Origin of the sequence: Phycicoccus jejuensis (assembly GCF_044797865.1) — a bacterium.
Taxonomy (GTDB): Bacteria; Actinomycetota; Actinomycetes; order Actinomycetales; family Dermatophilaceae; genus Phycicoccus; species Phycicoccus jejuensis.
On the sequence record NZ_CP085209.1, the window covers coordinates 1,030,098 to 1,043,206 of the forward strand.

A 13,109-nucleotide genomic window follows, 5' to 3' on the forward strand; every position below is an offset into this window, starting at 1 on the left:
TGCGAGGATGCCGGGCGTGGACGAGCACCCGGACGGCGCAGGCGCCGAGGCATCCGACGCGCCCGTGACGGTCGACGAGGCCGTGGGGAGCGACGCGGTGCTCGAGGGCCCGGAGGCCCCGGACGGCTCGGACCCCTCCGGCGCGCCCGCCGCCGAGACGCGTGCGTCGCGCCGCGCCCGGCTCGAGGCCCTCCGCCGTCACCCGGTGCTCCCGGAGATGGCGACCGTCGTGCGCCCCGTCGTCGTGGCCGTCACCGTCGTGCTCGCCGCCCTGCTCGTCCTCGCGCTGCGCACCGACGCGGTCGTCCTCGCCGGCGGTCTCGCGTGGACCGGGCTGGTCCTCGCGTGGGGATGGCCGCGCCTGCTCGGCAGCTCCAGCCGGTTCGGCTCCTCGCTCGCCGTCGGCGTGGCGGGCGTGCTCGCGCCCGCCGCCGGGGCCGCGACCTCCGACGAGCCGTGGCTGCGCCTCGTGCCGGTCGCGCTCGCCATCGCGCTCGGCGTGATGTTCGTCCACCAGATCGTCCGCCGCGACGGCCGGCCCCGCCTCACCGAGTCGATCGGGGTCACCGCCTTCGGGCTGGGCCTGGTCGCGGTCGGCACCACGTGGCTGCCGCTGGCCCGCTCGGCGCGCGCGACCGACCTCGCCACGGTGGCCCTCGTGGGGGTGGCCGTCGGGGCGCTCGCCGACCTCGCCGCCGGGACCAAGCCGCTGCGCGGCTGGCTGCTCCCGCTCTCGATGGTGCTGGGCGGGGCGGGCGCGCTCGTCGCGGCGAGCCTCCTCGGCGGACCGAGCGCGGGCACGGCCGCGACCGTCGGTGTCCTCTGCACCGCCGTCGCCCATGCGCTGCGCCGCACCCTCGTCGTGCTCCCGCCGGTCACCGCCGTGCGCTGCCAGCTGGCGACGGGGGCCGCCTCGCTGCTCGTGCCGGGCGTCGTCGCCTACGGCCTCTCGCTCTGGCTCGTCGGCTGACCGCCGTACAAGAACTGACGAAAGCGTCACTTCCTGCACGCGGGTGGGGCCGAGGGGCGTACGGAAATTGACGAAAGCGACGAGTTCTGCACACGCGCGGGTGGTTGTGCGTCAGTAGACGAGGGCGCGGGTCGCGGGGGCGACGACCTCCTCGACGAACGCCGCGGCGCCCCGGACCGTCGCGCCCGGCAGCAGGTCGGCCTCGGTGAGCCCGCGGCGGGCCGCGCACTGCCCGCACACCGTCATCCGGCCGCCCGAGAGCACCGCGTCGCGCAGCTCGGCGAGCGGGGCCGAGTGCGGCAGGTCGACCTCCTCGGCGCGGCCGGGCACCGCCATCCAGGCGGCGTCGCCGGTCAGCCACAGGCTCACCTCGAGCCCGGAGGCGAGGGCGGTGGCCGCGACGGTGAGCCCCTGCGCGAGCCGTTCGGGGGCCTCCGGCCCGCACGTGACCTTGACGACGAGGGTGCGCGCGGCGTCATCCATAGACTGGACCCTATGGTCTTCACGCTCGACACCTCCCTCCACGAGGATCTCGCCCCGCTCGCCTGGCTCGTCGGCACCTGGGCGGGGGCCGGCCTCGTCGGCTACCCGACGATGGAGTCGCAGCGCTTCGGGCAGGAGGTCGTCTGCAGCCACGACGGCCGCCGCTTCCTGCGGTGGGACTCGCGCACCTGGCTCCTCGACGACGACGGCAACCAGGTCCGCCCGCTCGCGACCGAGACCGGCTTCTGGCGCCCGGTCACCGGCGCCACCGACGGCACGAACGTCGAGCTGCTGCTCGCCCACCCCACCGGTTTCGTCGAGATGTACGCGGGCGTCGCCGAGCCGGCCAAGGTCGAGATCCGCACCGACGGCGTGATGCGCAGCCCCGACGCCAAGGAGTACAGCGCGGCGCACCGGCTCTACGGGTACGTCAACTCCAACCTCATGTGGGTCATGGACATGGCCGCCGTCGGGCAGCCGCTCCAGTCGCACGTCTCGGCGGAGCTCAAGCGCGTCGAGTGAGCGCCCGGCCCCGCCGGGGCGTCACGGGGTGACGAAGACGTCGAGGTAGTCGTCCATCGTGTCCTCGCGCAGCGCCTCGCCGAGCAGGGCCATCCCCTTCTCGTCGACGATGTCGATGCTGCCCGCCGTGGGGTCCGTGCCGAACCCGGTGAACGGCGCGGTCGCGAAGACGACGTCGGAGCCGCGGATGTCGCGCAGCTCGAGGGCGTAGTCCTTCATCGTCCCGACGCTCAGTCCGCGGTCGACGACGAGGTTCTTCGTCGCGGCGTCGGTGAACCGGGCGATCGCGAGCGGGTTGCGGACGGTCTCGGCGCTCGTCGCCTTGAGCAGCAGCGCCTTGACGAACGCCATCTGGCGGCGGCCGCGGGAGATGTCGCCCTCGCTCAGCTGGTAGCGCTCCCGGACGAAGGCCAGCGCCTGCTCGCCGTTCAGCTCGTTCCACCCCTTCTTGATGGCCAGGCCGCCGTTGCCGGTCGCCGAGTTGCCCTCCTCGGCGTAGACGCGCACGCCGCCGACGGCGTCCGTCATGCCCTTGAAGCCCTCGAAGTCGGTGCGGGCGACGTGGTCGATCCTGATGCCGACGAGGTCCTGGATGGTCTCGACGAGCAGCGGCTCGCCGCCGAAGGCGTACGCGGCGTTGATCTTGTTCTTGCCGTGGCCGGGGATGCTGACGAAGAGGTCGCGGGGGAAGTGGACCATCTGGATGGTCTGCGGGTCCTTGGGCACGTGCACGAGGACGATGACGTCGGCGCGACCGCGGTCGGCGCCGCGGCTGTCGGAGCCGACGAGGAGGAAGTTCGTCCCCTTGTCGGGGCCGATCGTGATGGGCGTGCCGTCGGCGGCGACGGTGGGCGGCGGCACGGTGGGCAGGAGGTCCGCCTGCGTGACGTTGTCGGAGACGCGCCAGCCGAGGTAGCCGACGAACCCGCCGACGACGAGGACGACGAGCAGCACGAGCACGCCGAGGACGGTGAGGACCCGGCGCAGGCGGCGGCGGGGCGGACGGCCGGCGCCGTCCTCCCGGGTGTCGTCGGGGGTCTCGGGGCGGTCGTCACCGAACCCGAGCAGGTCGAGGTTCTGTCCGCTCACCGGGTCAGTGTAGGAAGGCCCGCTGGGTCGCGTCGGGAGGTCGGCCTACATTGGAGGGGTGAGCGACCTCGGTGAGCGCCTGCGGGCGCACGGCAAGCGTCTGACGACGCAGCGTGAGCGCGTGCTCGCGGCCGTGGGCCGGCTCGGGCACGGCACCCCCGACGAGGTGGCCGACGCGGTCGCCGCCGACGGGGGCGGCGCCGTGCCGGTCTCGACCGTCTACCGCTCCCTCGACGCGCTCCAGGAGCTCGGGCTCGTCGCCCACACGCACGTCGACCACCGCAGCCCCAGCTACCACCTGGCCGAGCACGCGACCCACCTCCACCTCGTCTGCCGCGGCTGCGGCTGGGTCGGCGAGCTGCCGCTCGACGTCGCCGACGAGCTGGTGGCCCGGGTCGACGACCGGCTCGGTTTCGCCGCCGACGTCGGCCACGCCGCCGTGCACGGGCTGTGCCGCACCTGCCGGGAGGACCCGTGACCGCATCCGTCCAGACCACCCGCTCCCCGCTGCTCGACCGCCACGGCGCGGTCGAGGGCGAGGGGCCCGACGCCGGGGTCGCCGCCCACTACGGCGACCCGATGCGCGAGCAGCGCCTCCTCACCGAGGGGCTCGCGGTCGTCGACCTGTCGCACCGCGGTGTCGTCACCGTCACCGGCTCCGACCGGCTCACGTGGCTGCACTCGATGACCACCCAGCAGCTGGCGGGGCTGCCGCCGCGCACCTCGGCCGAGTCGCTCGTCCTGTCGCCGAAGGGTCACGTCGAGCACGCGCTGCACGTCGTCGACGACGGCACGACGACGTGGCTGACGCTCGAGCCCGGCACCGCGCCGGCGCTCGTCGCGTGGCTGGAGTCGATGCGCTTCATGCTGCGGGTCGAGGTCGCCGACGTCAGTGACGCCTGGGCGGTGCTCGGCGAGCCGGTCGGCACCGAGTCGGCCGAGGGCGAGCCGCTGGCCTGGGTCGACCCCTGGCCGCGCCTCGTCGGCGACACCGTTGCGTACGGCCCGGTCGAGGGTCACGCGGGGGAGGGGCGCGCCTGGCGCGAGCTGCTCGTGCCGCGCGACGGGCTCGAGGCCGCCGTCGGCGACCGCCCGCTCGCCGGGACGTGGGCGGCCGAGGCCCTGCGCGTCGCGGCGTGGCGTCCGCGCCTCGGCCACGAGACCGACCACCGCACCATCCCGCACGAGGTCGACTGGCTGCGCACCGCCGTCCACCTGCACAAGGGCTGCTACCGCGGCCAGGAGACGATCGCCCGGGTCCACAACCTCGGGCGGCCGCCGCGCCGGCTCGTCTTCCTGCACCTCGACGGGTCCGGGCACGTGCTGCCGGCCGTCGGGTCGCCGCTGAGCCTCGACGGTCGCGAGGTCGGCCGGCTGACGAGCGTCGCGCGCCACCACGAGGACGGGCCGGTCGCGCTGGGGGTCGTCAAGCGGTCGGTCGCCGAGAACGTCGATCTTCTCGTCGACGGCATCTCGGCCGCACAGACGGTCGTCGTCCGCGGCTGATCGCCGAAGATCCTCCGGCGCACCGTGGCGGCGACCGGATGGCGCGCGGCGTCCCCCGCCTGACAGGATGGCGGCATGACGACGCCGTCCGCCGGGGTGACCGGCACGCTCATCACCGTCGCGCCGACCGGCGCCGAGCACGCCAAGGCCGACCTGCCGCAGCTGCCGACCACCCTCGACGAGGTCGTCGAGACGGCCCGGCGCTGCGAGGCCGCCGGCGCGTCGCTCGTCCACCTGCACATCCGCGACGCCGAGCACCGGCCGACCCTCGACGGCGGGTACCTGCGCGCGGCGGTCGAGGCGCTGCGCGAGGCGACCGACCTCGTCGTCCAGCTGTCGACCGGCGGGTCCGTGCACGATCCCCTGGAGCAGCGGCTCACCGTGCTCGACGCCGAGCCGGACTCGTGCTCGCTCACCTGCGGCACGACGAACTTCGGCGACGACGTGTTCCTCAACCCGTGGGGGTTCATGAGCGACCTCTACGTGCAGGCACAGGAGCGCGAGGTCGTCCCCGAGTTCGAGCTCTTCGACCTCGGTCACGTCCACGCGCTCGCCCGCCTGCTCGACACCCACGGCCTGCCGTACGGCGGCAAGGTGCACGTCGACTTCGTGACCGGTGTGCCCGGCGGGATGCCCGCGACGACGGCCGCGCTCATGGCCGGGGTCGCGATGCTGCCCGCCGAGGTCACGTCCTGGTCGGCCACCGGCATCGGCCGCGGCCACCTGCCGGTCATGGCGGCGGCGTTGTCGGCCGGCGGCCACCTGCGCGTCGGGATGGAGGACAACGTCGTCTACCGGCGCGGGCAGGTCGTCCAGCACAACGACGAGCTCGTCGCGCGGGCCGCGGAGCTGGCCGCGACGATGCAGCGCCCGGCGCTCTCGACGGACGAGGCCCGCACCCTGCTCGGCATCAAGGAGCGCCGCCCCGGCCGCTGACCGCGCGCGCCCCGTCCACCCGTCCCCGCCCCGCGTCTCCCCTCGCTCCCTTCCGCGAACGTGTGTGAAACCGCCGGTACCGCCCGGCGATTTCTCACGCGTTCGCGGATGGTCGGGGCGAGCCGCGCGGGTCTCGGGGGTTCGGGGGTTTCGGGGTCCGAGGGATGGACCGGGATCGCCGGTCGCGGAATGCCGAGCGCATAATCCGGTGTTATGGCGACCATGCGTTCACTGATCGGTTTCCCGGCGATCGTCAACGAGAAGGCCGCGCGCGCCGTCGCCGCCCAGGTCGTGCTCGTCGCCGTCGTCGCCCTGGCCACCGGGTGGCTCTGGCTGACCGCCGTCCTCGCCGTCGGGTTCGCCCTCCGGGTGGCCTCGGGGCCGCGGTTCGACCCGTTCGGCCGCCTCGCCACGCAGGTCATCGCCCCGCGCCTCGGCGAGCCCCGCATGGTCTCCGGCGCGCCGAAGCGCTTCGCGCAGGTCATCGGCCTCGCGTTCACGCTCGCCGGCACCGTGGCCCTCGCGCTCGGCGCGCCGGTCGTCACGGTCGTGCTGCTGTCGGTCCTCACGGTCTTCGCCGCGCTCGAGGCCGTCGTCGGCTTCTGCGCCGGCTGCTTCGCCTTCGCCCAGCTGATGCGCCTCGGCGTCGTCTCGGACGACACCTGCGTCGAGTGCGCGGACATCTCGCTGCGCCGCCACCGCCACGAGGCCGCCGCCGCCTGACGCTCGCCTCCTCCTTGTCCGAACGTGTGTGAAGAACGTCGGCCTGCCGATGTTCTTCACACTCGTTCGGGGGGATGCCGGGAGGTGTGGGGCGGCTCACGCTTGCCCGAGTTTGCATTATGCTAACTGGAGCAAGCAGAATGGGGGCATGAGCAAGAACCCGCTGAACGACCTGGGCGAGAGCCTCGGCGAGTACCTGCGCGACCAGCGCCGGTCCGCCCGGCTCTCCCTGCGTCAGCTCAGCGAGCTCGCCGGGGTGTCCAACCCCTACCTGTCCCAGATCGAGCGCGGGCTCAAGCGCCCGAGCGCCGAGATCCTCCAGCAGCTGGCCAAGGGTCTCGAGGTCTCGGCGGAGTCGCTCTACGTGCGCGCCGGCATCCTCGACGCCGAGCACGCGCCCTCGACGGACGGCGCGCCGGACGTGCGCCGGGCCATCGCCGAGGACCCGCGCCTCACCGCGCGCCAGCGCAAGACCCTCCTCGACATCTACGAGTCCTACGTCGAGGACGACGCCCGGCCCTGAGGCCGCACCGCCCCACGGCAGCGCCGCCCGCCGGGCCACCCAGACACCGTCAGCACCGCAGTCCCACCACGAAGGAGCCCACCATGGCCGTCAAGGACGACCTCCGCAAGACCGTCGACACCACCCCCCTCTACGCCCTCGCCGGTGCCACCGACCTCGCCGTCGAGAAGGTCCGCGAGGCCCAGAAGCGCGCCGACGCGCGTCGCGCCGAGATGACCAAGCGCGCCGAGGCCGCCCGCGCCGACCTCGCGCCCGCCGCCATCCAGGCCCGCGTCACCACGGTCGCCGGCCAGGTCAAGGAGCTCCCGGCGCTCGCCGTCAACCAGGGCCTCGTCGTCGGCGGCAAGGTCTCCGAGGGCTACGACGACCTCGTGACCCGCGGCAAGGACATCGTCGCCCGCATCCGCCGCCAGCAGGCCACCCAGGACCTCGTCGCGCAGGCCGAGACCACCGTCGCCCAGGCCAAGGGCGCCGTCACGACCGCCCGCAAGGCCGTCGCCGAGGTCGAGCGCTCCGCCAAGGCCACCGTCACCGTCGGCCGCAAGGAGGCCGCCAAGGCCTCCGACGTCGTCGCCGAGACCGTCGAGCAGGACGCGAAGGTCGCCGAGACCGAGGTCAAGACCGCTGCCAAGCGCACCCGCACCGCGGCCAAGCGCACGAGCACGACGACCAAGAAGGCCGCGAAGAAGACGACCTCCTCCACCAAGGCCGCGACGACGAGCGCGCGCAAGACGGTCAAGGCCGTCGAGAAGGCCGTCGAGGCCGGCGCCGCCAAGGTCGGCGACTGACCCTCGCACCACCTCCCGGGGCCCGACCCCGTCGAGTGAACAGGACACGCCGTGTGGGCACCAGCCCGCGCGGCGTGTCCTGTTCCCTCGACGGGTGGGGTGGCGGTGGGGGCGCACCCGGCGGGAGGGACCGGCGCTAGGGTCGCTGGCGTGTCCGACCCCGCCGCACCCGCCCCGCTCCCCGCCTCCTCGCTCGCGTCCTCCGCGATGCCCACGGCCCCGATGCCCACCCCGCCCGCGCTCGCGGACGCCCCCGTCCTCGCCCACGTCGTGCGTGGCGGGGTCGTCGAGTCCGCGCACCGCGCGAGCGTCACCGTCACCGCGCCCGACGGGAGCATCGAGCACGCGTGGGGCGCCGCCGACGACCCGGTCTTCCCGCGCAGCTCGAACAAGCCGGTCCAGGCCCTCGCGATGCTCCGCGCCGGTCTGCAGCTGCCCCCGCCGCACCTCGCCCTGGCGAGCGCCAGCCACAGCGGCGAACCGTTCCACCTCGACGGCGTCCGCGCGATGCTCGAGGCCGCCGGCTTCACCGAGGCCGACCTCCGGAACACCCCGGACCTGCCCTACGACCCGAAGGAGCGCGACGCCTGGGTCGCCGCCGGCCGCGCCGCCTCGTCCGCCGCCCAGAACTGCTCGGGCAAGCACGCGGGGATGCTCGCCGCCTGCCGCGCCGCCGGGTGGGACCCCGCCACCTACCTCGACCCGCAGCACCCGCTCCAGCGCCTCATGGACGCCACCCTCGAGGACCTCGCCGGCGAGCCCGTCGCGGCGACGGCCGTCGACGGCTGCGGCGCCCCGGTCATGGCCGTCTCGCTCGCCGGCCTCGCGCGGGCGTTCGGGCGCATCGCCGCCGCCGACCCCCGCACCGACGAGGGCCGGGTCGCCGACGCCATCCGTTCCCACCCCGAGATGCTCGGTGGCACCCGGCGCGACGTCACCGCGCTGATCCTCGGGACCGCGGGCGTCGTCGCCAAGGACGGGGCCGAGTCGGTCTACGCCGTCGGCCTCCCCGACGGCCGGGGGGTGGCGCTCAAGGTCGCCGACGGCGGGCAGCGCGCCCGCCCGGTCATCCTCGCCGCGGTGCTGCGCCGGCTGGGCGTCGCGTCCGACGCCTACGCGCGCCTCGAGGACGCACCGGTCCTCGGGCACGGAGCCCCCGTCGGGGCGGTCGTCGCCGTCGGGCTCGACGAGGGCGCTGCGTGAGGGCGGTCCTCCAGCGGGTCTCGCGGGCGGCCGTCCGGGTCGAGGGCGAGGTCGTCGGGGCCATCGACCGGCCGGGGCTCGTCGCCCTCGTCGGCGCGACCCACGACGACGGGCCCGAGCAGGTCGCGACGCTCGCCCGCAAGATCGCCGAGCTGCGCATCCTCCACGACGAGCGCTCGGTGCTCGACGAGGGCGCCCCGGTGCTCGTCGTCAGCCAGTTCACGCTCTACGCCGACACCCGCAAGGGGCGCCGGCCGTCGTGGAACGCCGCGGCGCCGGGGCCGGTCGCCGAGCCGCTCGTCGAGGCCGTCGTCGCGGCCCTGCGCGAGCGCGGGGTCGAGGTGGCGACCGGTCGCTTCGGGGCGCACATGGAGGTCGAGCTGGTCGGTGACGGCCCGGTGACCATCCTCCTCGACGTCTGACACCTAGGCTGGGGGCATGAGCTGGCTGGCCAACGCGCAGTACGCCGTCTACCTGGTGCTCTCGATCGCCGCGCTCGGCGTCGAGCTCTGGGCCCTCGTCGACTGCGTGCGCCGTCGTCCCGACGCGTTCGTGGCCGCCGGCAAGCGGACGAAGAACTTCTGGATGCTCGTGACGGGCGTCGCGGCCCTCGTCGGGTTCGCCACCGCCGCGAGCCCGGCGGCGCTGGGGCTCCTCGGCATCGCCGCCCTCATCGGCGCCGGCGTCTACCTCGCCGACGTCAAGCCCGCCCTGGACCAGGTGACGGGTCGCGGCAGCGCCGGCCGGCAGGGCCCCTACGGCCCCTGGTGAGGCGCGACGGCGGCCCACGCGAGCGTCAGCTCACCGAGCCGCCAGCGTGACGGGCCGTCGACGAGCGGCCAGCCGGCCTCCCGCAGCGCCGTCGCCGTCGCGATGAAGCGCTGCCGCACCCCGTACGACGCGAGCGGTGCCTGGCGCATCCACGCGTCGTCGAGCGCGCCGAGCAGCGTGTGCACCGGCTCGCCGGGGACGTTGCGGTGGATGAGCGCCTTGGGCAGCCGCTCGGCGACCACCCCCGGCCGCTCGAGCCCGCGCAGCCGCCACGACAGGGTCAGCATCTTGGGACCGTCGGCACCGACCGCCACCCACGCGGCGAGCCGGCCGAGCTCGTCGCACGTGCCGTCGACGAGCAGCCCGCCGGGTGCGAGGCGCTCGACCGTGGTCGCCCACGCCTGCTCCACCTCGTCCTCGTCGTACTGGCGCAGGACGTTGAAGGCACGCACGAGCACCGGTCGTGCGCCGGCCGGCAGGGGCACCTCGAAGCCGCCGCGCGCGAACCGCAGCCCCGGCCGCTCGAGGGGCCGGGCGGCCGCCACGCGGGCCGGGTCGATCTCGATGCCGACGACCTCGACGTCCGGGCGGACCCGGCGCAGCCGGTCGTGCAGCTCGAGGGCCGTGACCGGCGAGGCGCCGTAGCCGAGGTCGACGACGACGGGCGCCGCCCCGGCCCGGCGCAGCCGCCACCCCTGCGGCCCGGCGAGCCAGCGGTCGCACCGCCGCAGCCGGTTGGGGTTGGTGGTCCCGCGCGTGATGACACCCACGGGTCGCTGGCCGGCCACCGGACCAGCCTAGGGCGACGGGCGCCGGCATCCGCCCGCCGTCGAGGGACGTCCACCGCGCACCGGGTCCCCGGCCGGCCGACATACCCTTGACCGGTGCTGACGTGGTGGCGCTCCGAGGGGCGGGAACAGCGGGTGAGCCTGTCGATGGTCTCGCTCGTGCTCTCGCTGACGGCCGCCCTCGTCCTCGGGCTGACCTCGTGGGTGCCGCGGGTGCTGGCCCGCGACATCGGCATCGTCGACGCCGAGCCCGGGCTGCTCCAGGTGGCCCAGGGGGCGTTCGGGGTGCAGTCGCTGGGGGCCGGCCTCACCGTCACCCTCTACGACCGCGGCTTCCGGCTCTCGCGGGGCAGCACCGTCCTCGCCGACACGGTGACCAAGGGGGCACCGGTCGTCGCGATGACCGGCACCGTCGACGAGACCGGCGACCACCCGCGCGAGACGGTGTCGCGCGTCTACTCGGCCGTGAGCATCGACGCCGTGAGCCGCGACGACGAGACCGTCACCTACAGCGGCGTCGTCCACGACGCGACGGGCAGCCTGCCGCTGCGTATCCGGTTCGAGCCGACCGACGGGCGCATCCGGATGGACGTCGCGGTCCGCGGTGCCTCCGCGGTCGCGGTCAACCTCGACTGGCGCCCCGCGACGGTCGGCATCGCCCCGGCGCTGCCCGAGCGGAACCTGCGGGAGCGGGCGTACTGGGTCGACCCGGTCGAGACCGAACAGCCGGCCTTCACGTGGGTCCTCGGGACCGACGTCTCCATCGCGCCGGTCCAGGTCCCGCGGGCCGTCGACCTGCGCCAGGACGGCCGCATCGGGATCCACGTGTGGTCCCCTCGGGCCGTGGTGACCGTCACGGACACACCCCGGCCGAGCGTGGAAGACTCGGCCCCATGACCGACCCCACCGGTGCGTCGCGCCCGCACCGGGTCGCGATGGTCACGGTGCACACCTCCCCGCTCGCGCAGCCGGGCACCGGCGACGCCGGCGGGATGAACGTCTACGTCCTCGAGGTCGCGCGCCGGCTGGCCCGGCTCGGGACGCAGGTCGACCTCTTCACCCGGACGACGAGCGCGGCGCAGGCCGAGGTCGTCGAGGTCGAGCCCGGGGTCGTCGTCCGGCACGTCGCCGCCGGCCCGTACGAGGGGCTCTCGAAGGAGGACCTGCCGGGGCAGCTGTGCGCCTTCGCCGCCGGGATGATGCGCGTCGCGGCCCACGCGCCGCTCGGCTACTACGACCTCGTGCACTCGCACTACTGGCTCTCGGGCCAGGTCGGATGGCTCGCCGCCGACCGCTGGGGCGTGCCGCTCGTGCACACGATGCACACGATGGCCCGGGTCAAGAACCTCCACCTGGCCGACGGTGACGAGCCCGATCCCCGCGGCCGCGAGATCGGGGAGTCGCAGGTCGTCGAGGCGGCCGACCGGCTCGTCGCGAACACCGAGCGCGAGGCGCGCGAGCTGGTCGACCTCTACGACGCCGACCCGGCGCGGGTGGCGGTCGCGGCCCCCGGGGTCGACCTCGGGACCTTCACGCCCGGCTCCCTCGCGCAGGCGCGCGCCGAGCTCGGGCTGCCCGCCGACGCGGTGCTCCTGCTCTTCGTCGGACGCGTGCAGCCGCTCAAGGCGCCGGACGTCCTCGTGCGGGCCGCGGCCGAGCTCGTGCGGCGGCACCCCGCGCTGCGCGAGCGGCTCGTCGTCGCGGTGCTCGGCGGGGCCAGCGGCGCCGGCGAGCGGACGCCGATGGGGCTGGACGCGCTGGCGACCTCGCTCGGGATCGGAGACCGGCTGCGCCTCGTCCCGCCGGTCGACCGCGCGACGCTGGCCCGCTGGTACCGCGCCGCCGACGTCGTCGCCGTGCCGTCGCACAACGAGTCGTTCGGGCTCGTCGCCGTCGAGGCGCAGGCCTGCGGCACACCGGTCGTCGCCGCGAACGTGGGCGGGCTCCCGACCGCCGTCGGGGACGGTGGGCTGCTCGTCGACGGTCACGACACCGCCGACTGGGCGACGGCCCTCGGGCGGGTCGTGCTCGAGCCCGGGCTGCGGGACGCGTTGTCCCCGAGGGCGGTCGAGCACGCGCGCGGCTTCGGGTGGGAGCGGACGGCCGAGCGCCTGCTCGAGGTCTACGGCGAGGCGCTGGCCCGGCCGAAGGATGTCTCCATCCACGGCGCGCAGCGCATCGCCGGTGTGCCGCAGGCGGTCATCCCGTGAGCACCCCCGACCTGCTCGCCACCGTGCGGGCGTTCCTCGACGAGTCCGGCCTCGAGTGGGAGGCCGGGGCCCGGGACGACGAGGTCGTCGTCGCGCTCCCCGGCGAGAAGAAGCTGAAGACCGTCGTGTCGCTCGTCTGCGGCGAGCAGGCGTTGTCGGTGTCGGCGTTCGTCATCCGCAACCCCGACGAGAACCACGGCGAGGTGTACCGCTTCCTGCTGAGCCGCAACCTGCGCCTGCCGGGGCTCGCGTACGCCGTCGACCGGTCGGGTGACGTCTTCGTGACCGGCCGCGTGCCGGCCGCGGGGGTGGACGCCGACCAGCTCGACCAGCTGCTCGGGGTCGTGCTGGCCGCGGCCGACGAGCCGTTCAACGAGCTGCTCGTCATGGGCTTCCTCTCCTCGATGCGCAAGGAGTGGGAGTGGCGCGTGTCGCGCGGCGAGAGCCTGCGCAACCTCGAGGCCTTCCGGCACATCCTCGAGCGGCCCGGCGACCCGCCGCGCGAGGGCTCCGCCTGACCCGGCCGGTGGCCTCCGTGCGGCGGCGTCCACGGGGGCGGATGGTCGGTTCGGTGGCGTCCGCGGCTCGCTAGGCTGG

At 75.0% G+C, this 13,109-nt stretch carries 17 protein-coding genes; 14 read left to right on the top strand and 3 right to left on the bottom strand.

The genetic code is table 11. The annotated features are described in order from the left end of the window. The first annotated feature begins 16 nt into the window (after window positions 1–16). The gene (locus LG324_RS04855; RefSeq protein ID WP_051750508.1) at window positions 17–970 is read left to right on the top strand and encodes a hypothetical protein; all 954 of its coding nucleotides are present in this window, start codon (window positions 17–19) and stop codon (window positions 968–970) included. A gap of 111 nt (window positions 971–1,081) precedes the next feature. On the opposite strand, the gene LG324_RS04860 is transcribed toward LG324_RS04855, so the two are convergent. Then, complete coding sequence (locus tag LG324_RS04860; protein WP_404352262.1) at window positions 1,082–1,453, bottom strand: DsrE family protein; 372 nt, start codon at window positions 1,451–1,453, stop codon at window positions 1,082–1,084. Window positions 1,454–1,465: 12 nt separating this feature from the next. Between LG324_RS04860 and LG324_RS04865 the strand changes: the two genes are divergently transcribed. Beyond that, window positions 1,466–1,975, top strand: a complete 510-nt coding sequence (locus LG324_RS04865; protein ID WP_030528478.1) for an FABP family protein — start codon at window positions 1,466–1,468, stop codon at window positions 1,973–1,975. A gap of 21 nt (window positions 1,976–1,996) precedes the next feature. Here LG324_RS04865 and LG324_RS04870 read toward each other — a convergent pair whose 3' ends face one another. Continuing rightward, a complete protein-coding gene (locus LG324_RS04870; protein WP_404352263.1) occupies window positions 1,997–3,064 on the bottom strand; it encodes an LCP family protein in 1,068 nt (355 codons plus the stop codon). Between the two features lie 58 nt (window positions 3,065–3,122). On the opposite strand from LG324_RS04870, the gene LG324_RS04875 reads away from it, so the two are divergent. From LG324_RS04875 to LG324_RS04915, 9 genes are all read left to right on the top strand, one after another. Continuing rightward, entirely contained in the window at window positions 3,123–3,542 is a 420-nt protein-coding gene (locus LG324_RS04875; RefSeq protein WP_030528480.1) for a Fur family transcriptional regulator, read from the top strand. Continuing rightward, complete coding sequence (locus LG324_RS04880) at window positions 3,539–4,570, top strand: YgfZ/GcvT domain-containing protein (RefSeq protein WP_404352264.1); 1,032 nt, start codon at window positions 3,539–3,541, stop codon at window positions 4,568–4,570. Before LG324_RS04875 ends, LG324_RS04880 begins: the two co-directional genes overlap by 4 nt. A 75-nt stretch (window positions 4,571–4,645) precedes the next feature. Next, window positions 4,646–5,506 carry a 3-keto-5-aminohexanoate cleavage protein gene (locus tag LG324_RS04885; protein ID WP_404352265.1) on the top strand — a complete coding sequence of 287 codons (861 nt, stop codon included), beginning with the start codon at window positions 4,646–4,648 and terminating at the stop codon, window positions 5,504–5,506. A gap of 222 nt (window positions 5,507–5,728) precedes the next feature. Beyond that, the gene (locus tag LG324_RS04890) at window positions 5,729–6,229 is read left to right on the top strand and encodes a DUF4395 domain-containing protein (protein WP_404352266.1); all 501 of its coding nucleotides are present in this window, start codon (window positions 5,729–5,731) and stop codon (window positions 6,227–6,229) included. Between the two features lie 148 nt (window positions 6,230–6,377). After that, a complete protein-coding gene (locus LG324_RS04895) occupies window positions 6,378–6,752 on the top strand; it encodes a helix-turn-helix domain-containing protein (protein WP_030528484.1) in 375 nt (124 codons plus the stop codon). An 83-nt stretch (window positions 6,753–6,835) separates the two neighbouring features. Next, complete coding sequence (locus LG324_RS04900) at window positions 6,836–7,540, top strand: hypothetical protein (RefSeq protein WP_030528485.1); 705 nt, start codon at window positions 6,836–6,838, stop codon at window positions 7,538–7,540. A gap of 207 nt (window positions 7,541–7,747) precedes the next feature. Then, window positions 7,748–8,743 (top strand): asparaginase, encoded by a 996-nt coding sequence (locus LG324_RS04905; protein ID WP_404353125.1) that lies wholly within the window; start codon window positions 7,748–7,750, stop codon window positions 8,741–8,743. Continuing rightward, window positions 8,740–9,165, top strand: coding sequence for a D-aminoacyl-tRNA deacylase (gene dtd / locus LG324_RS04910; RefSeq protein WP_404352267.1), 426 nt, complete (start codon window positions 8,740–8,742; stop codon window positions 9,163–9,165). The genes LG324_RS04905 and dtd overlap by 4 nt, the downstream gene beginning before the upstream one ends. Window positions 9,166–9,181: 16 nt before the next feature. Next, complete coding sequence (locus LG324_RS04915) at window positions 9,182–9,514, top strand: DUF2516 family protein (RefSeq protein ID WP_404352268.1); 333 nt, start codon at window positions 9,182–9,184, stop codon at window positions 9,512–9,514. On the opposite strand, the gene LG324_RS04920 is transcribed toward LG324_RS04915, so the two are convergent. Next, entirely contained in the window at window positions 9,499–10,302 is an 804-nt protein-coding gene (locus tag LG324_RS04920; RefSeq protein ID WP_404352269.1) for a class I SAM-dependent methyltransferase, read from the bottom strand. The genes LG324_RS04915 and LG324_RS04920 overlap by 16 nt on opposite strands. 96 nt (window positions 10,303–10,398) lie before the next feature. Here LG324_RS04920 and LG324_RS04925 point away from each other — a divergent pair, with 96 nt between their 5' ends. From LG324_RS04925 to LG324_RS04935, 3 genes are read left to right on the top strand one after another with little or no spacing between them, the layout of a single operon-like run. After that, window positions 10,399–11,199 (top strand): hypothetical protein, encoded by an 801-nt coding sequence (locus LG324_RS04925; protein ID WP_036829991.1) that lies wholly within the window; start codon window positions 10,399–10,401, stop codon window positions 11,197–11,199. Next, window positions 11,196–12,512 (top strand): D-inositol-3-phosphate glycosyltransferase, encoded by a 1,317-nt coding sequence (mshA, locus tag LG324_RS04930; protein ID WP_404352270.1) that lies wholly within the window; start codon window positions 11,196–11,198, stop codon window positions 12,510–12,512. Before LG324_RS04925 ends, mshA begins: the two co-directional genes overlap by 4 nt. Continuing rightward, window positions 12,509–13,030, top strand: a complete 522-nt coding sequence (locus LG324_RS04935) for a YbjN domain-containing protein (protein ID WP_051750509.1) — start codon at window positions 12,509–12,511, stop codon at window positions 13,028–13,030. The genes mshA and LG324_RS04935 overlap by 4 nt, the downstream gene beginning before the upstream one ends. Window positions 13,031–13,109: the final 79 nt, after the last annotated feature.